18 protein-coding genes are annotated in these 18,602 nt (G+C 44.2%); 2 read left to right on the top strand and 16 right to left on the bottom strand.

Features of this window, described 5'->3' with window-relative positions:
• The first annotated feature begins 236 nt into the window (after nt 1-236).
• Nucleotides 237-428 carry a response regulator transcription factor gene (locus P5674_RS26570; protein ID WP_353912627.1) on the top strand — a complete coding sequence of 64 codons (192 nt, stop codon included), beginning with the start codon at nt 237-239 and terminating at the stop codon, nt 426-428.
• A 216-nt stretch (nt 429-644) separates the two neighbouring features.
• On the opposite strand, the gene P5674_RS07415 is transcribed toward P5674_RS26570, so the two are convergent.
• From P5674_RS07415 to acnB, 14 genes are all read right to left on the bottom strand, one after another.
• On the bottom strand, nt 645-1,106 hold the full coding sequence (locus P5674_RS07415; RefSeq protein WP_006616396.1) for a hypothetical protein: 462 nt from the start codon (nt 1,104-1,106) through the stop codon (nt 645-647).
• A 4-nt stretch (nt 1,107-1,110) separates the two neighbouring features.
• On the bottom strand, nt 1,111-1,632 hold the full coding sequence (locus tag P5674_RS07420) for a hypothetical protein (RefSeq protein WP_006616395.1): 522 nt from the start codon (nt 1,630-1,632) through the stop codon (nt 1,111-1,113).
• A gap of 26 nt (nt 1,633-1,658) precedes the next feature.
• Complete coding sequence (locus P5674_RS07425) at nt 1,659-1,982, bottom strand: hypothetical protein (protein ID WP_014274737.1); 324 nt, start codon at nt 1,980-1,982, stop codon at nt 1,659-1,661.
• 18 nt (nt 1,983-2,000) lie between these two features.
• Nucleotides 2,001-2,315 (bottom strand): ParA family protein, encoded by a 315-nt coding sequence (locus tag P5674_RS07430; RefSeq protein WP_006616393.1) that lies wholly within the window; start codon nt 2,313-2,315, stop codon nt 2,001-2,003.
• A gap of 111 nt (nt 2,316-2,426) precedes the next feature.
• The gene (locus P5674_RS07435; RefSeq protein ID WP_035736242.1) at nt 2,427-2,897 is read right to left on the bottom strand and encodes a DUF29 domain-containing protein; all 471 of its coding nucleotides are present in this window, start codon (nt 2,895-2,897) and stop codon (nt 2,427-2,429) included.
• Nucleotides 2,898-2,921: 24 nt separating this feature from the next.
• The gene (locus tag P5674_RS07440) at nt 2,922-3,347 is read right to left on the bottom strand and encodes a type II toxin-antitoxin system VapC family toxin (RefSeq protein WP_006616391.1); all 426 of its coding nucleotides are present in this window, start codon (nt 3,345-3,347) and stop codon (nt 2,922-2,924) included.
• Nucleotides 3,344-3,550 carry a hypothetical protein gene (locus P5674_RS07445; RefSeq protein WP_014274734.1) on the bottom strand — a complete coding sequence of 69 codons (207 nt, stop codon included), beginning with the start codon at nt 3,548-3,550 and terminating at the stop codon, nt 3,344-3,346. The genes P5674_RS07440 and P5674_RS07445 overlap by 4 nt, the downstream gene beginning before the upstream one ends.
• A 45-nt stretch (nt 3,551-3,595) precedes the next feature.
• Nucleotides 3,596-4,066 carry a DUF29 domain-containing protein gene (locus P5674_RS07450; RefSeq protein WP_006616389.1) on the bottom strand — a complete coding sequence of 157 codons (471 nt, stop codon included), beginning with the start codon at nt 4,064-4,066 and terminating at the stop codon, nt 3,596-3,598.
• Nucleotides 4,067-4,091: 25 nt separating this feature from the next.
• On the bottom strand, nt 4,092-4,253 hold the full coding sequence (locus P5674_RS07455) for a hypothetical protein (protein ID WP_014274733.1): 162 nt from the start codon (nt 4,251-4,253) through the stop codon (nt 4,092-4,094).
• A 53-nt stretch (nt 4,254-4,306) separates the two neighbouring features.
• Nucleotides 4,307-5,509: a hypothetical protein gene (locus P5674_RS07460; protein ID WP_006616345.1), complete on the bottom strand. Its 1,203-nt coding sequence runs from the start codon at nt 5,507-5,509 to the stop codon at nt 4,307-4,309.
• Between the two features lie 6 nt (nt 5,510-5,515).
• On the bottom strand, nt 5,516-5,830 hold the full coding sequence (locus tag P5674_RS07465; RefSeq protein WP_006616344.1) for a DUF2442 domain-containing protein: 315 nt from the start codon (nt 5,828-5,830) through the stop codon (nt 5,516-5,518).
• 71 nt (nt 5,831-5,901) lie between these two features.
• A complete protein-coding gene (locus P5674_RS07470; protein ID WP_006616343.1) occupies nt 5,902-6,243 on the bottom strand; it encodes a XisI protein in 342 nt (113 codons plus the stop codon).
• Nucleotides 6,231-6,584, bottom strand: coding sequence for an element excision factor XisH family protein (locus P5674_RS07475; protein WP_286131324.1), 354 nt, complete (start codon nt 6,582-6,584; stop codon nt 6,231-6,233). The genes P5674_RS07470 and P5674_RS07475 overlap by 13 nt, the downstream gene beginning before the upstream one ends.
• A 161-nt stretch (nt 6,585-6,745) precedes the next feature.
• Nucleotides 6,746-9,358, bottom strand: coding sequence for a bifunctional aconitate hydratase 2/2-methylisocitrate dehydratase (acnB, locus tag P5674_RS07480; RefSeq protein ID WP_014274732.1), 2,613 nt, complete (start codon nt 9,356-9,358; stop codon nt 6,746-6,748).
• A gap of 591 nt (nt 9,359-9,949) precedes the next feature.
• Here acnB and P5674_RS07485 point away from each other — a divergent pair.
• Entirely contained in the window at nt 9,950-13,780 is a 3,831-nt protein-coding gene (locus P5674_RS07485) for an EAL domain-containing protein (RefSeq protein ID WP_190490209.1), read from the top strand.
• Between the two features lie 904 nt (nt 13,781-14,684).
• Here the strand turns inward: P5674_RS07485 and P5674_RS07490 are convergent.
• Together P5674_RS07490 and P5674_RS07495 are read right to left on the bottom strand one after the other, a co-directional pair.
• Entirely contained in the window at nt 14,685-16,913 is a 2,229-nt protein-coding gene (locus P5674_RS07490) for a polysaccharide biosynthesis tyrosine autokinase (protein WP_315669902.1), read from the bottom strand.
• Between the two features lie 78 nt (nt 16,914-16,991).
• Entirely contained in the window at nt 16,992-18,557 is a 1,566-nt protein-coding gene (locus P5674_RS07495; RefSeq protein ID WP_315669903.1) for an SLBB domain-containing protein, read from the bottom strand.
• Between the last annotated feature and the right edge of the window lie 45 nt (nt 18,558-18,602).

Below are 18,602 nucleotides of genomic sequence, written 5' to 3' on the forward strand. Positions count from 1 at the left end.
TCAGTAGCGTTACTCATTTTTTACTCACTTGTTACTCTGTTATGGTTTTGAGTAACACCTAAGTAACCGTAGAATAGGGGTTGTAGGCTATGTAGACGCTTTTAGTCCTGGCAATTCGCTCGGTCGCTGCCGGCGCTACCTGGTGGGATGCGATCGCCTCTAAAGAAATTCAAGCGGCTTTCGAGATCTCCGATTCGAGTCCTGAGTCTAACAATACCGCCTCTGACCTGCCACCTCTGACAAAGCGTGAGCAAGAAATTCTCGCTCTGATGGCTAAGAGCCAAAGTAACCAGGAAATTGCCGATGCCCTTTATATCTCACCTGGTACCGTCAGAGTCCATGTCCACGCTATCCTGCAAAAGTTGGATGTGCGCGATCGCACCCAGGCTGTTATCCTGGCTATGCAAAATGGTATGCTCAATTCCTGATAAGTAAGGCTTTCTTTTGAAGGGCGATCGCATATCATACCAGCAATGCTTGAAACGCCTGATTCCCCAGGCTTCGTTTATTTTGGTGTTCAACTCCTCGCCAGTCCAAAGAGTGTAGGAAAATCCGCGATCGCACTTCTGGGCTGTTGGTTTCGGGGGGGCGATCGTATCATGATCCTTGTTACCCGAGTTGAGTTTCACCCTTCTAGGCAGATATCATCTAATTTTAGACCATTCCCCATTGCTCAAATCTCGAAGTTCTGGCAACTCAAATTGAGCCTTTTTCCAAGCCGGAGTTTCGGCAAAAATATCTTCGAGTTTCAATAAGTGAGTTGGAATGTTTCCCGGAAAATTATCGTGAAATGCTTGTAAACGATCCGAATATCCTTGGGTGTAGCCAACTCCCGATAACATGATGCCAATATCTGCATTGTGAATCACCAAATTACCACAAAAATCCGCAGTAAATGAAGCATCTAAAGGAATGCGATAAAGTTTGCATTGAAAATATATTTTTTTGTTACCAAGTACCCCATAACCATCAATTCCGCCATCCTTTCCTGGGGAACCGGGATGCAAACCGAGGTGAGCAGCAAAACGCCGCCCCAAGTCTTGCTTGACTGCTTCTGATGAAGCAATGATGCCATTAACTAAAGCACCTATTTCCAAATAATCCATATCCCTAAACTTGTTTGTCCTTGACAATCGGCAAAGTTGCACCTAGGATTAAATTTTCATACATTAAACTGATTCCCAGAAAAATACATTCATCGATATTTTCTTTCATGCCCAATGCTTCCAGTTTATCAGATATTTCTGTATTTAGTTCGAGCGATCGATGATATCTGCTCTGTTGGGCTGGATGACTGATCCTGTCTTGTTGAATCTTCAAATCATGTCGATAGTTTTGGATTTGTTTTTGTTTCCATTTTGTCCAATTTTCTGCCAAGTCTTTTTGGGATTGTGTTTGTTCTGCTTGGATTTGCTGATTGACAAAATGAATATAGCTGATCGCCCAATCTGGCAACTGTTGAGTTCCAGTCCTCAGCGCTTTGGAGAGCGCGACTATTTTGTTAATTTCTGATTCGGTTAACTGATATTTTATGCTGTGATTTTCCTGGTTTTTTAGGCGCTCAAAGTTGTGAATACCTTGGGCGATCGCCTCATCTTCTATCCTCGTGCTTGATGAATCTTTTTTAACCATTGTATTGGCTCCTATTTTTCCTACAATTAATCCTCTATAAACTCAGCAAAATAAGAGTATAATTCTTGATGCTGTTCATCATCCCAAATATATTGATACTCTTCATAAATTGCATCTTGAATTTCATCTTGCAAATCTGGCATCTGGGAAGCAGTTCGACAGTTTCGAGGTTTTTCGTCAGATGGTATTCGGGATACAACATCCTCAACTGATTCGGCTGGTATACCTAAAGGTACAATAATAACTTTGGGGTTAAACCCGATTTTAGATTCGAGTTTCGAGATCACTTTTAGAGTTCTCGGAAGATTACGCAGAGCCTTCTTTTTTTGAGACTTATTGATGGGAACCAAAATTAAATCTGGATCGTTTCACAGTATCACCTGAACTGTATTTTGAAGAGGGGTATCAATATCTAAAACGACATGATCGAAATAAGCAGGATTAGCTTTTCCTTTGAGTGACCCTTTATCTTTATCCCAAATCAGTTTACTATTTTCTAGGTCTTCTGAATCTTTGGACTGTGTGGGTATTTTACCTTTGGTGAAGAATTGCCAAAGGTCTGCTTGATCATCACAATCAACGAGAAGGACGCTATATCCCCGACTGAGTAAGACACCCGCTATATGGACGGCTAACGTGGTTTTTCCCACCCCGCCATCGTTATGAGTACAGAGAATAATCAAATTTCCGCTTCTCCCCGGCTCATGCACAGACTAGATTATCCCAATTATAGCGGGAAAGATGGTGCGATCGCACTTCTGGGCTGTTGGTTTCGGGGGTGCGATCGCCAATCTTTATCTCCCGTTCTCATCCTCTCCCGGCAAAAAATCATCATTTAAAATATCCGCGATCGCGTAGGGACACTCCGCCGGCAATACCTCCAACGGCAACCCCGTCTCGTCCTTCCCCTGTCGTCGTGTCCGGGGATACGCCCACAAAATCGCCTCCGGTAAGTAATTCTTCAAACTCGGCGAATCTTCCAAAATATCTAAAATTCGCGTGCGATGTTCGGTGATACTTCCCGCCCAACTTCCCGTCCGCAACTCCGGTTGAAATTCCCACTTGAGTAAGTGCAATAGCGTCATCGCCAAATTGCTGCGAAGACTGCTGCGTTCCCGCTTACTCATATCCTCAATTTCTTCGAGCAAGTTTTCCCAGTCCACTTGGTCATAATTGCGATCGCGCAATTGTTCCAATGTCTCCTCAATCCAGAGGACGTAATCTTCGCAGTAAAGTGTTGTCAATTGCTGTTTCGATAACGTCATATCCGATGATCGCCGATACGGGGTTTAAGGTTGATTCTGAGTTTCGGAAGTTCGATCGCCCTTTGTGTAAGTTTTGACTTCAGAATAATTCAATATTTTTTGATCTTGAGTGAGTAAGAATGTGTCATAAACTTTGGCTGTGGCAACGATAATTTGATCGGCAGGATCCGAATGAAATCCAGACAATTGACTTGATTGAAGTATAATTGGAAGGCTCAGTTCTAAAATTTGAACTCCCGGATAGCTTAAAGCAAGTTCTAGCCATTCATCGACAGAACAACTAAAACTCAATCGGTTTTTCTCGACTAATTGAGCAACCTCCCAACAAGAAATGATGCTGATCCCCAGACCACTTTTTTGATGGGTTTGAATGCTCTCCTGGTTTTGGGGAGATAACTTGGGGTTTTCATCCACCCACCAAATCCAGATATGAGTGTCTAGAACGATCATAGCAATGCTTCCCAGTCATCTGCTGCGACGGGTTGGTAGGGATCGTCATAGTGAATCACCTTCCCATGCAGGGGTTGATCTTGGCAGGAAGGCTGTCGCGATCGCATATCCTTTTTGACCGTTTTCAAAATGGCTTCAATAATCAGGATACGCTCTTCTATCGATGTACCTTGTATTTTTTTCAGAATTTCTGATTCGATCATTTTTTTGGATGATATAATGGTTGTTTTGAGTGCGATCGCCAATCTTTATCTCCCGTTCTCATCCTCTCCCGGCAAAAAATCATCCTTTAAAATATCCGCGATCGCGTAGGGACACGCCGCCGGAAACACCTCCAATGGTAACTGAGTTTCCGCCCTCGCTTGTTTTCGCGCACTGGCATAACATTCGTCCACGACACTGGCGAGATAATTCTGCCAACTCGGAGAGGATTTTAACGCCCGACGGATACGCCGACGGTGTTCGATAATACTCCCCTCCCAGCTTCCGGTTCGCCATTTCGGTTGAAATTCCCACTTGAGTAAATGCAGCAATACCACCACCAAATTATTCTCAAGGCTGTGGCGTTCCCGCCGTCCCATGTCTTCGATTTCCTCGATTAAATTGTCCCAATCTACGTCATTATAGTGGCGCGATCGCAACTGGGCGATCGTCACTTCCAGCCATTGGAGATAGTCTCGATCGTAAAGCTGTTTGATATGGGATGGCGATGGTATCATAATTCTGGTGACTTAATCAAGTTTATTATAGCCTGAAAGATTGGGCGATCGCACTTCTGGGCTGTTGGTTTCGGGGGTGCGATCGCACTTCTGGGCTGTTGGTTTCGGGGGGGCGATCGCACTTCTGGGCTGTTGGTTTCGGGGGTGCGATCGTATCAAAAATTAAACGGGTTGAAAAAGCGATCACAAAATTTTCCCGATCAATCTAACCATTGGCCATGAAGTGGTTAAATGATGCTATCATCGACTACGTTTTATTTGTTTCAATCTCTGTAAAATCTTTTCGGCACAAGCAATCGCTTTTTCCTCTGTCATACAGTCTTTTGCTTGAACCCTTTCAACATAAACTCCTTCTCCATGAAGCATCTCAGTTCTTTCATGAGCTTTTGCTGGTGACTCTGTGTGGAAAGTATCTCCATCTACTTCAACAATCATAAAAACACCTTCTCGAACAATAACGAAATCAGGTTCAATTCTTTTTCTATTACAACCTCCTCGAACAAACACTGGTAGAGGAGCAAAGGTAATTTCTTGGGTTTGTAATGCTTTATATAAATTGATCTCAGGAGGAGAACGAAATAAAAGACCATCACATTTTCGCGAAGCTATGTTGTCTGACCTGACGCGACCTTGATTGTTGATTTTACCGGATTCACCAAATAACCATTGCCAAGCATCTTTTCTCCATTCGGGTTTGCTCTCAAGCTTTGGTGTAATTGTTACACCATTAACATTCTCATTAAAAGTCCGATTGACAATATCCTTGACGACAACGTGTATTTTTGATTCATAATCACCTATATTAGAACGTTCTTTAAATTTTCCATATATGTATAGCGGGACTTCTAGCTTGAGAATTTTTTCTTGTGATTTATTGTTGAGTTCGATATATGGATCAGAATCTACAAGAATGGCAACAATGTCCGTATCGCCCTCGTTTGCAAACGTTATAGCTACGACTCTAATTAACTCATCTATCTGGTATTCTAATTTTAGAGATGCCGGAATTATGCTGGACTTTTCACACGGAATATATTGAAAAATTGGTCGGCTTGATATATATTCTTGTGGGAGTAGCTTGCATCCATCAAGCATCAAATATTTATTGTAAATTTCAAGGATTTTTTGAACTTCATCAAAATGTCTGACGATGGGATGCAAGGTTTCACACAAGAAGTTTAGGAAATAACTGCTATCCTGATAATCATTTAGCCTGAAACGATCATCGTAGAATATCCAGTCATTTTCCCAATCATCATTGTTTATACGATGCTGCCAAATATCACTTTGTGCATTCTCAAAACGAGAATCTGTTGAGGGTAAATTTTCGAGGGTATAAAGCCGGTTCAAGAAGTCTATTTCAGGTAATCTGCCGTGCCAAGAATATTGTTCCCAATCAACGTTTTCAACAATATCGCGACGAGTAATCTCTGTAATTTCCATTTCTTTTTAACCAAATTTTGATGCCGAGACCTTAGTTGATTTTCTGACCCTGGGCGCAGGAGCGCCCCGCAGCATCCCTTCTGTACTCAAATCTTCATCAATTTCTTCCCAATGCAAACCATATCCACCGCCGCAAATCTCCCAAGCATCTCGCTGTTCTGGCGTGGCATGGTATAGCTTAGGATACCAAACTAAAGGGACGGAAATTGCACGGCCATCCATCAAAAAGACTTTTATCGAATCCTCATCAAACGAGACATCTTTCACCGCCGAAGTATTCATGTAAAAACCCCCATAAAATCTATCGGTTGTCTTGTACATTTTCTTCTATTTTACGCAACTCCCTTGCACTGAAACAAATATATCAGAAAATATCCTTAATTGCTGGCATTTCAAGCTACAGCAAACTCGGTCAACTTGCGAGTCTCCGGATCGTGAAACGCCAACACGATATCCTCCTTCGGTACACCCTCCCTCAACAACTCAGTTGCAATGCCCTCCTCCGTCCAATCCTCCTCAATATAAATTTTCTCATTTTTGATCCGAACATACACAGAAGCCGCATTCACTCGCCGATTATTTTTCCAACCTACATTAAACCAAAGATATTGACTTCTTTCATCGTCAAATATCAGGATTTCATCGATGTCTGGATCGGGGATTTGGGATGATAGCTTATCATATTGACTCAGAACGTCTTTGATGATATTTTGATAATGGGCTAATTTATCCATTCTACAATCTCCTCATTTTTAATATCAACAACTAACATTAAAACTTGAAATTTTTGCAAAATTAGTTCGATCGCAACCTGCTTAAAAAATTTTTCATAAATGCTTTTACCAACTGCCAAGTAAACGGGACTTCCAGGATGGGTGACAGAAAGAAAAGTTTGATAAATCAAATATTGACCCAATGCCGTCTCAAATTCGCCCATCGGAGAACGCCCGATAAAACTTTTCACTTCGATGACGATCTGTCGCCCTCCTTTCGTCGCGGAAATCGATTTTTTGCCAGCTAAATCTGCCATCAATTTGACTTCTGCATACTTGATGAAATATGGGTCGAAAGTAATCGTCTACCCGTCCTTTATCCGTGCATTTTTGACAGCATCATGGTAAAGATCCTTCGCTGGCATCGTCTTTCTTTATCACTGTGCAGGGAAGGCGCGATCGCCTCCCCACCATTCTACACCAAAGCCGGGAAGGCGCGATCGCCTCCCCACCATTAGATAAGCTAGTTGCTTAATGCACCAGCCGGGATACCCAAAACATCCTCAATTTTCGGCATTTGCTCAATAGGAATCACCCGACCCTCATCTTCAAACCCAGCAATTTGATCAAAATTCAAATAGCGGTAAAGATCCCCCGCAAACGGGTCGATTTTCTGGGTGATAATCTCCATATATTCCTCAACCGTAGGAATGCGACCCAACAGCGCACAAACCGCCGCCAATTCAGCCGAACCCAGATAAACCTGAGCCCCCTTACCCATACGGTTATTAAAGTTGCGAGTCGAAGTAGAAAATACCGTCGTATTATCTTCCACCCGTGCTTGATTTCCCATACATAGAGAACATCCAGGCATTTCCGTCCGCGCCCCAGCAGCCGCAAAAGTACCATAAACCCCCTCTTCCCGAAGCTGTTGTTCATCCATACGAGTAGGCGGACAAATCCACAGACGCACCTTCACCGGACCCGCACCTTCTAACACCTTAGCAGCAGCGCGATAATGTCCGATATTAGTCATACAAGAACCGATAAACACCTCATCGATTTTGTCACCCGCACACTCAGACATCAGTTTCACATTATCAGGGTCATTAGGTGCCGCCACAATAGGTTCAACGATCTCATCCAAATTGACCTCAAGAATATCCGCATACTCAGCATCTGGGTCAGCTTCCATCAACTCAGGATTAGCTAACCATTGTTCCATTTTAGCAATCCGACGGGTTAAAGTCCGAGCATCCTGATATCCACGAGCAATCATATTCCGCATTAGCGCAACATTCGATCGCAAATACTCAGAAATAGTCTCAGTTCCCAGCTTAATCGTACAGCCAGCACAGGAACGTTCCGCAGTAGCATCAGTCAACTCAAAAGCCTGTTCCACCTTCAAATCAGGTAGACCTTCCATCTCCATAATCCGGCCATTGAAGACATTTTGCTTATTCTCCTTACCTGTGGTCAGCTTACCTTGCTGCATCGCCACCCAGGGAATAGCATTAACAATATCCCGCAACGTCACACCCGGCTGTAATTGCCCCTTAAAGCGCACCAAAACCGATTCTGGCATATCCAAAGGCATCGCCCCCAAAGCCGCCGCAAAAGCCACCAAACCCGAACCAGCCGGGAAAGAAATACCCAAGGGGAAACGGGTATGAGAATCGCCACCAGTCCCCACCGTATCGGGTAACAGCATCCGGTTTAGCCAGGAGTGGATGATACCATCTCCCGGACGCAAAGCCACACCGCCACGGGTAGCAAAGAAGTCGGGAAGTTGCTTGTGGGTTTTGATATCCACAGGTTTCGGATAGGCTGCGGTGTGACAGAAACTCTGCATAGTCAGGTCAGCAGAAAACCCTAAACAAGCTAATTCCTTCAATTCATCCCGCGTCATTGGTCCGGTAGTGTCTTGGGAACCTACGGTGGTCATTATCGGTTCGCAGGAGGTACCTGGACGGACTCCGGGGAGTCCGCAGGCTTTCCCAACCATTTTTTGCGCTAGGGTAAAGCCAACTCCGGTATCTTCTGGCATAGCAGGACGGGCGAAAAGTTCACTGGGGGTTAGTCCCATTGCTTCGCGGGTTTTGTCGGTCAGGCTGCGACCAATTAACAAGGGAATTCGACCCCCGGCGCGTACTTCGTCTAGGATAGTTTCCGGTTTTAGGGTGAAGGTGGAAATAACCTCCCCGGCTTCGTTGGTAATTTCGCCTTTGTAGGGGTGAATGGTAATCACGTCCCCGGTTTCTATTTTGCTGACATCACATTCTATCGGGAATGCGCCGGAGTCTTCGGCGGTGTTGAAGAAAATGGGGGCGATTTTTCCACCTAGGATATAGCCTCCCCGCCGTTTGTTGGGTACAAAGGGGATATCTTCCCCAATATGCCACAGGACTGAGTTAATGGCAGATTTGCGGGATGAACCAGTCCCCACTACATCCCCAACATAAGCTACAGGATAGCCTTTTTGTTTGAGTTGGGCGATGGTTTGTATACCTTCGGGCATCCTTGACTCTAGCATGGCTAGGGCGTGCAGGGGGATGTCTGGTCGGGTGGTGGCGTGGGGGGCGGGGGAAAGGTCGTCGGTGTTGGTTTCCCCAGGGACTTTGAAGACGGTGACGGTTATGGCTTTGGGGACTTTCGGGTTGCGAATGAACCAGGCGGCGTTAGCCCAAGCGTCTAGGACTTGTTTGGCGTAAGGGTTGATATCTGACAGGGCTAGAATGTCGTTGAATGCGTCAAATACTAGGGTGATTTTGCTTAGGGCGTTGGCGGCTTCGCTGGCAATATTGGAGTCGGAAGACTTGAGGAAACTTACCAGGGATTGCACGTTATACCCCCCTACCATTGTACCTAGTAGGTCGATCGCTCCTTGGGGACAGATGAGGGGACTGCTGATTTCCCGTTTGGCGATCGCTGTCAGAAATCCCGCTTTCACATAAGCCGCTTCATCTACTCCGGGGGGAATGCGATCGCGCAATAGTTCCATCAGAAACTCTTTTTCCCCCGACGGTGGGTTTTTCAGCAGTTCGCACAGTTCTGAGGTTTGCTCCGCAGTTAGGGGTAATGGCGGAATTCCCTGTTGGGCGCGTTCGGCGGCCTGTTGACGATACGCTTCTATCATTCTTCTGTTCTCCTTGTCGTTTGATTATTTTATGCTACCTAGAATCCATCAAAATTGGCTAGGATAATTGACCCATTATCCTTCTGATTCCATCTCATGGTTTCCCCTTTGGGCTTTGACCATCAATAATTTCATTTCCCCGCTGGGCTCCATTGGAAACTAGATTAGCCACATAATATCGAGTCACATAAAACTGTATTTTAGGCAACATTTCCCGATTTTGGCTGCCTCCACTTCTCATCACCTCCTTGGTTCGGTGATTTTCTGCTGCTGAAAATACCCTACAAATTGCCGAGAAGAATTTGCCTGAACCGGAAGCTGCCACTACAATTTATGAACGCTAGTAGACTAATATTATACTACAATTACCGCCCAGATTATCTGTATATTAACTTTGATTATATAGATTGGCTATTGATCCCCAATCTGTTAAAATTTAGTAAATTTGTCTAACTATCTAGGTGTATTTGCTAGAAAAATAGTAAAATTATAGTGTAATATAGGAAGCATTAGACTACATGGGCATCTGCTCGGTAATCACAAGCTATTACCGTTGCGGTTGTTGATTCAATAATTTTCAGGACTCCCAAAGTGGCTGGCCAACATCAAAAAGCGTGTCAAGATCAATTTATAGACCCCAAGGGACAGAGCGATCGCCATCACACAGAATTTTCCTCGGAGAGTGAGAAAGTGTCACAAACCCCTCAAGAAATTATGTCAATGCTGGTCGAGTCTCTACCTCAACCAGCCATGGTGAGTGACGGTGATGGCATCATTATCTATTGTAACACAGCTTTGCTAGAAATATGGCAGGGGTCAAGAGAAAATCTCATCGGACATCAAGAATCCTTCATTTATACATCAATTAACCATTATCAGCAGATTCGGGAACAGTTTGAGCAAGGCAATGTCATAGACTCGGTGGAAATTCAAATCCGCCTGTCAGATCGGCGGACTGGTTGGGTATGCCTATCTATGCGATCGCTACCTTTAACCCCTGAACCGGTTATTCTGACAATTTTCTCACACATTAAGACTAATCTAAGCCGCCCCAACCAAAAGCAGCTAGACAATGAGGCTAGTTATCAAGCCGCCGTCGCCAAATTTGGACAAATTGCTCTCACCAGCCCTGACCTTGACTCTCTGATCGGGAAATTGATTACTCAGGTCAAGGAAACATTAAAAATTAGTCGCTGCATGGTTTTGGAATTACTACCCAATCATCAGGCTTTTTTACTACATTCGGGTATCGGTTGGCGACCAGGGCTAGTGGGGTCTGCTCAAATTACCGCCTCCCCTAATTCCCAGGCGGGTTACACTCTCCAACAGGGTGAAGCCGTAATCGTTCAGGATCTGCGAGTAGAAACTCGTTTCCCTGGAACCCCTCTGCTACACAACCACAAAATTGTCAGCGGTTTGAGTGTGATTATTCCCGGACCCAAAGGGGCTAACTCCAAGCCTTGGGGGGTGTTGAGTGTACATACCCGCCGACCTCATAACTTTACCTTAAATGAAGTACATTTTTTAGAGGCGATCGCTCACATTCTCGCCACGGCGATCGAGAGACAGCGGGCTGATGAACGGCTACAATTGATGGAACGAGCCATAAACAGCAGTCGCAATGGCATTATTATTACCGATGCTACCGACTCAGACAACCGGGTGATTTTTGCTAACTCAGGCTTTGAGAAAATTACCGGATATTCTCGCCATCAGGTCATTGGTCGCAATTGTCGATTTCTTCAGGGTAAAGACAGTGACCCCAAAGCCTTGGCGGAGTTACGGAATGCCATTGAACAGGGCAGAGAATGTAATATTGAATTACAAAACTATCGCCCAGACGGTAGCAGTTTTTGGAATGAATTGTCAATTTCTCCCGTCTACAACAGTCAAGGCTTTCTCACCCATTTTATAGGCATTCAAACCGATATTAGCGATCACAAACAGGCGGAAGTTACCCTGTTATCGAAATCCCAAGCCCTGGCGCAGTTTAGCAGCAAACTTAAACAACTACATCGCATTACTACCCGTCTTTATCCTAGCCTAGAAGCTAGGTTTCAAGACTATCTACAGACCGGGTGTGAATTGCTGCAAATGTCAACAGGTTTAATTGGTAAAATCTCCGCCGGAGTCTATAGCTTAGAATTTGTTTATCCTCACTCCGACTTATTTACCATCGGTCAAACTGCGAACATCGCCGACACCTTTTGTGCTAAACCATATCACACTCAGGAAACCGTTACCCAAACCCAAGCCGGTCTTGACCCGGAATGGAGTCAAGTCCAAGCCTACCAGACACTTACATTAGAATCTTATATCGGTACTCCCATTTGGGTAGGCGATCGCATTTATGGGGTACTGAGTTTTGTTCACCAACCACAGAGAACTGTACCCTTTAAATCAGAAGATCGCGAAATTATTGAATTGATGGCACAGGGTTTAGGAGACTTCCTCGCCGCCCAAGAAATTGAACAGCGACAACGAGAAGCTGAACAAGCCTTGCGAGAAAGTGAAGAACGTTATCGGATGTTAGTAGAACTCTCCCCCGACACCATTGCTATTTACTGCGATGAGCAAATTGTTTATATTAACCGCGCCGGGTGGCAATTGTTCGGGGCTGAAAAACCCGAAGATATCATCGGTCGTTCCATTTATGATTTTCTCGATTATGACCAGACCGCAGTTATTCTCAACCAAAAATTACCCGGAGAGTCACACCGTCAATCTGTGGGTCTTTTTGAACAACAATTAATCCGCTTAGATGCCAAAATGATTGATGTGGAAATTGCCGGAATTCCCACTAATTATCATGGTCGTGATGCCATTCAAATCATTATCCGCGATATTAGCGATCGCAAACAAGCCCAAGCCCAACTACTCCAAGCTGCCTTTTATGACCCTTTAACTGAACTCCCTAACCGCAGTTTATTTAACCAAAAACTCTCCGAAGCCTTACGGCGTTCTAAACAGGACTCTAATTATCAATTTGCGGTTCTATTTTTGGATCTAGATCGCTTCAAAGTTGTCAACGACAGTTTAGGTCATATCATCGGTGATTTCTTGCTCATAGAAATTGCTCATCGCCTAGAAGTCTGTGTTACCAACCCTGGGGATACCATCGCCAGATTAGGGGGGGATGAGTTTACCATTTTGGTTGATCACATTTCCGACCCCCAACAAGCCTTAGAATTAGCCGGAAAAATTCATCAAGAACTCAGCCAGCCTTTCTATATCCAAGGTCATGAAATTTTTACTACTGCTAGTATTGGTATTGTACCCAGTCGCGGGTACGCCTTGAAAAAATCAGCAAACACCGACAACTATCACTGTTTATTATATAACAATCCTGAAGATTTTCTCCGAGATGCAGATATCGCTATGTATCATGCTAAAGAACAGGGAAAGGCGCGATCAGAAGTTTTTGATTTATCAATGCACACCCAAACCCTCGCCCTTCTGCAATTAGAAACTGATTTGCGTAAAGCCATATTTGGATATCAGCAACTTAATCTTACACCCCATCACATCTCTAGCTCAGAGTCCAACCCGTTAGCCTCAGCCATCTCTGATGTATCTGTCATGCCTAATCAACTCCCCAGTTTAAATGACTTTATCATTCACTATCAGCCAATTGTCTGTTTAATTACTGGTAGGATAGTCGGTTTTGAAGCCTTGGTGAGATGGATACATCCTCGCCGAGGATTAGTGTCACCTGCTGAATTTATCCCTGTAGCTGAAGAGACCGGATTAATTGTTCCTTTAGGCGCTTGGGTCCTGGAAGAATCCTGCCGTCAGCTTAGTAGTTGGAAACAACAACTTCAAAGCTGGGATAGGTCTCCCCAATCCGTTTATTCTACCTTAACTATCAGTGTCAATTTGTCTGGTAAGCAACTCAATCAGCTTAATTTTATAGAACAAATTGATGCCATCTTAGCCAGAACTAATTGCGACCCGAAAAGCATCAAACTGGAAATTACCGAAAGTATGTTAGTTGAGAACTTCCAGACGGCTTTGATTGCTTTAGCACAACTAAAAGCACGCAAAATTCACCTAGCTATTGATGATTTTGGGACGGGATACTCCTCTTTGAGTTATCTGCATCAATTACCACTTAAAAGTTTGAAAATCGACCAATCATTTGTACAGCGATTACAGGAAGAACCCAGTCATTATATCGATAAATACAATCAGCCTCAGCAAATTATCAAGGCTATTATTTCCCTCGCTCATAACTTGGGGCTAGAAGTTACCGCCGAAGGTATTGAGACTCGACAACAGATGCAGTTTTTGCACCATCTTGGCTGTGATTATGGTCAGGGTTATTTGTTTTCTAAACCTTTACCTGCTGAAGAAGCTACTCAATTGATGCTTAACTCTGCGATCGCATATTCTAGCGAAAAATCACGCTTCTTTTACGGTTAATTTACCCTCCGTTGATGATGGTCTACAACCGTGAAGATACTCATCAAAATCCTGCCCATAATATAAGTTTTGCTAATTTGTCTGGGGAGATAAATTTGAATCGCAAAATATTGTTAAGAATTGTTGCGATTTTGTTGAAAATCCCTCGCAAATAGTTGACGAGATTATAGGGGTTGTGGTATCCTCAAATAAATCGCACCCAAGGGGTTACTATGCCTTGATTCAAAAACAGAGGCTACAACCCTCATTCTATCGCCCAAAAATTTATTCTCTGACCAAAATATTAAATTTGCGATTCACGAGTTTTTGGGTAAAATCCGGGGGCTATTTTTGGGGGTCTTGACAAAAACGACATTTTGTGCGTAGACGTTTTCCGGGTAGTTCAACTTCAGGGTTGACGGTAATAAATAATAATTTGTTTTCTAAACCTTTACCTGCTGAAGAAGCTACTCAATTGATGCTTAACTCTGCGATCGCATATTCTAGCGAAAAATCACGCTTCTTTTACGGTTAATTTACCCTCCGTTGATGATGGTCTACAACCGTGAAGATACTCATCAAAATCCTGCCCATAATATAAGTTTTGCTAATTTGTCTGGGGAGATAAATTTGAATCGCAAAATATTGTTAAGAATTGTTGCGATTTTGTTGAAAATCCCTCGCAAATAGTTGACGAGATTATAGGGGTTGTGGTATCCTCAAATAAATCGCACCCAAGGGGTTACTATGCCTTGATTCAAAAACAGAGGCTACAACCCTCATTCTATCGCCCAAAAATTTATTCTCTGACCAAAATATTAAATTTGCGATTCACGAGTTTTTGGGTAAAATCCGGGGGCTATTTTTGGGGGTCTTGACAAAAACGACATTTTGTGCAGTAGTAGCTTCCCCGGATAGTTGAACTTTAGCGTTGACTGTAATAATAATTAGTTTCCTGACGATCGCCATTAGCAACCATACCCAAAATGGGGACTCCAGCCATTTCCAACTCTCGCATAGCCAGACCAAAAGCTGATCGATCAGTTTTTCCCAACCCCACCACCATCATCAACCCATTGGTGTGGGAAGCCAGCAAATTAGCGTCAGCTAAACCCAACAGGGGAGCAGTATCATAGACAACTAAATCAAACTGTTGTCGAAGTTCAGCCATAACTTGCTGCATTCGCGCGCAAGCCAGCATTCGAGTCGGGTCAACTGGTAAAGGACCAGAAGTTAAAACAAACAGATTTTCGTCCGATGGCGATCGCCTAATCAAACTCTCGATCTCCATATTACCAGCGATCGCATCACTGAGACCCTGTAAATTAGACACCCCCAACATCGAATGAATACGGGGGTTACGCAAATCAGCATCTACCAATAACACCCGCTGACCCATCGCCGCCGCCCCAATCGCTAAATTTAGGGCTACAGTAGACTTACCATCTGCAGGTCGTGCGGAACTAATCACACAGGAGTTGATTGGTGATTCCGTAGCCAATTGGCGTAAATTAGCCGTAAGTGATCGGAAAGCCTCGTGAAACACAGAACAGGGGACCATCGACAAATTTGGTAAAACATCGCTCTCCCCAGTCAAGCGAGAATTAGCCGGAAGCATCAAAGCATCATCGCTGGCTGGAATTACCCCTAACAGGGGAATGGGAGTATTCTCGGCTATTTCTTCGCTGTTGTGGAACACATTATTAAGGCGATCGACCAATTGAGCTATAATCATTCCCAGGCCTAAACCCGCTAATCCTCCCCAAGCCAGATTTAGGGGAATATTCGGCGAAACCGTCTCTAGTTGTCCGGCTGGTAGGCGAGGAATCATTGGGGGGGCGATTAATTGCCAGGATCTAATAGGCGGTTCTATAGTTAATTCTAGTTCCGCCTGGCGATCCGATAAGTCATTTAGTCGGGTGGTAGCGGTTTCTAGCTCCTGATTTAAGTCCCTGTAGCGGCGGATGACTTCCGGTAAACTTTGAGAGTATTCTTGTAAACTGGTCGCTGCTGTTTGTAAAACGCGATCGCGTACCTGTAGCATTTCTATCTGATGGGCTGTTACCATCATCTGCTGAATTAATCCCATTCGCAGCGAGTCTTGGTGGCTTAAAATACTGGGGTCTACAGTAGTTAAATCTTGACCCAAAACCCGCACCGCCTCTTCTTGGAGTAATGGTAATAAATGATTGCGTTGGTCTAACAAAGATTGAATTTGTGGGGATGTTTCCTTAAACCTAGCCGACTCTACAGCTACCTCTGTTTCCACAGCCAAGAGTTTTTGTAGTAGGGTTTGATAGCGAGGAGAATTTGTTAAAGCCGAAGCCATCATCGCCTGTTGGGGGTCCAGTCCTAGCTGTTGTTGTAGAGTTAAATACCGAGAATTTTCCTCTTGGAGTTGGGTTTGGGTTTGTAGTCTTTCCGTTTCTATCATCCCTAAGCGATCGCTTATTTGACGACTGGTAACTTCCGGCGTAATCATCAGATGTTCCTGCTGAAGATTCACAATTTCTCGTTTGAGGTTATTTACCTGGGTCACTAGGGGATTAATTTTCTGGTTAATCATCTCCAGCTTTTGGCTAGTTTCCGACGGACGTTGTAACCCCCGATGATATTCCAGATATCCCGAAGCGATCGCCTCCAGAATAAACTTAATCTTTTGCGGTTCACTATCTTGGTAACTCACCTCTAAAATCTTAGTACCCTCTAGCATTTGCAATTCCAAGGGACTCCCAGAGTTATCATTAAATAGAAACCGATAATCAACTTCCGGGTAGCGACTTTGAATATTCTCCAAAATATCAGCCATCACCTGGGGACTTTTTAGCATTTTTAACTGAGATGCTTCGTCTAACCCCCCCAGTTCATCTGAGGAACTTATTAACAGTTGAAACGTCCCTCTATACTCAGGTAATTGTTCAACCGTCCACCAATAAACCCCCGTTACTGTTGTCGCAGCCACACCCAACACCACCAACCAGCGCCGACAAAACAGATCCGCAATTTTCCCAAATATTCCCCTCTGTTTAGCCGTCATTATCTCAACATTTCTCGCTTCCAAATCTCCCGGATACCAGGGGGAAAATTCCATCCCTCCCCTAGGTGAACTCCGAGTATAAATCATCGATAACTGAGAACGTCTAGCCTTCTTCATGATGCTACTTTAACCTTTACTATTTAGGTGCGCTAACTAATTATAAAATGAGTTTTTCACAGTCTGAAAATCCCCGCCCTAAAAGATACTTATAAACCGCAGAAAACCCAAAACATTATTAATCGGACTTAAAGTATTGACAACCGTACCCACACCCTCCCGAAAAGCCGCACCCCCTGAACGGTTCACCATAACTACATCGTTATTTCTCAGAACCGGATTATTAGCCTCATTCACATCATCCGATAGATTAACCGAGATCACCCTTCGAGAAACAGTCCCATCCGGAGATATACGGATTAGTTCTACCCCATTGGAGTCAGCCTGACCCCGTTTCAAACCCCCCGCCGCCAGAATCACCTGATTTAGGGAACTATTAGGCGGCACCGTAATTGTCCCCGGCTGTAGAACCTCCCCCACCACACTAACACGCATTATACCCGGAGAAAAACTAGCTGTTGCCACATTACCAGAAACTGTAGCATCTACAGCCTGGGCTTTAGGCACAATAATTGTATCCCCTCCCTGTAAAGTAATATCCTCCTGGAGATCCCCCTCTTGTAGAAGTTGCCATAGGTCAACTATAACAGTTTGTTCCGTCCCGGTGCGACTAATGCGCCGCACCCGAATTTGTCGAATATCTGCTTCCGGCGTAATTCCTCCCGCCACTTTAATAGCCCTGGTGACTGTAAACACCCCAACCAAATCAACTCCAGCTATACCTCGCAACTCCGATACATTTTCCCCCTCAGTCGCAGCCATGGTGTCAATGCTAAGGATATGGGTTCCCGGTCGGTTCACCTCCCCCACCACCGCCACATTAATCGGTCCGTCAGCATTACTAGCAAAATTAGCACTAGATAACTGACGCGCTTCGTGGCGATTAATATTTGTAACAGTCGGAATATATATCCTATCTCCATCTCTCAGGGCTAGATCTTGACTCAGATCACCATTTTGGAGAAGTTCCCACAAATCAAGATTAACAATAGTCTCCTCACCTCCCACCCCAGGACGACGGATTTTTACCTGGCGAATATCGGCGCTAGTAGTTATTCCCCCAGCCATTCGCAAAACCCCCGTTACTGTAGCAGCACTAGAAACACCCCCCATATTTTGCGGCTGGGAATTACCCGATACTGTATAAGAACCGGGTCTTTTAACTTCTCCGGCGATCGCCACTTGAACAGGTCTCCTCTCCCATAATTTTACCGTGATCAGTGGTCTTTGTAAATATTCCCCATATCGTTCTTTTAGCAGGTCAGAAACTTGCTCTATCGTCATTCCCTGAACCGCCACTCTCCCAATTAACGGGAGGTTTAAAGTTCCATCTACTGACACCTGATGACGGCCTCTTTCCCCACTATATTCCGGCACATTAAAAATATCAATTTCTATGCTATCACCCGACCCTAAAATATATTCCCCAGATAACACAGGAGACAAATTACTAGACCCATTATTATTAGACCCATTATTAATCGTCGGCATGGGTGGCGGTGGTAAAAACTGCCCCCAAGCTGGGAGAGGCATCAACAGCCAGGTCAAACAAACACCGGAGACTTTGAACAGGAAAAAATAGAGGTTTTCGGTTTTATAAATAAACCCGTTTTTGAGGATTTTATGTTTGATGATATTGTGCATTTAAAATTATCCGCCTATTTTCAGAATCGCCGAATTGTGTTATAA

Origin of the sequence: Limnospira sp. PMC 289.06 (genome assembly GCF_032350395.1) — a bacterium.
Taxonomy (GTDB): Bacteria; Cyanobacteriota; Cyanobacteriia; order Cyanobacteriales; family Microcoleaceae; genus Limnospira; species Limnospira platensis.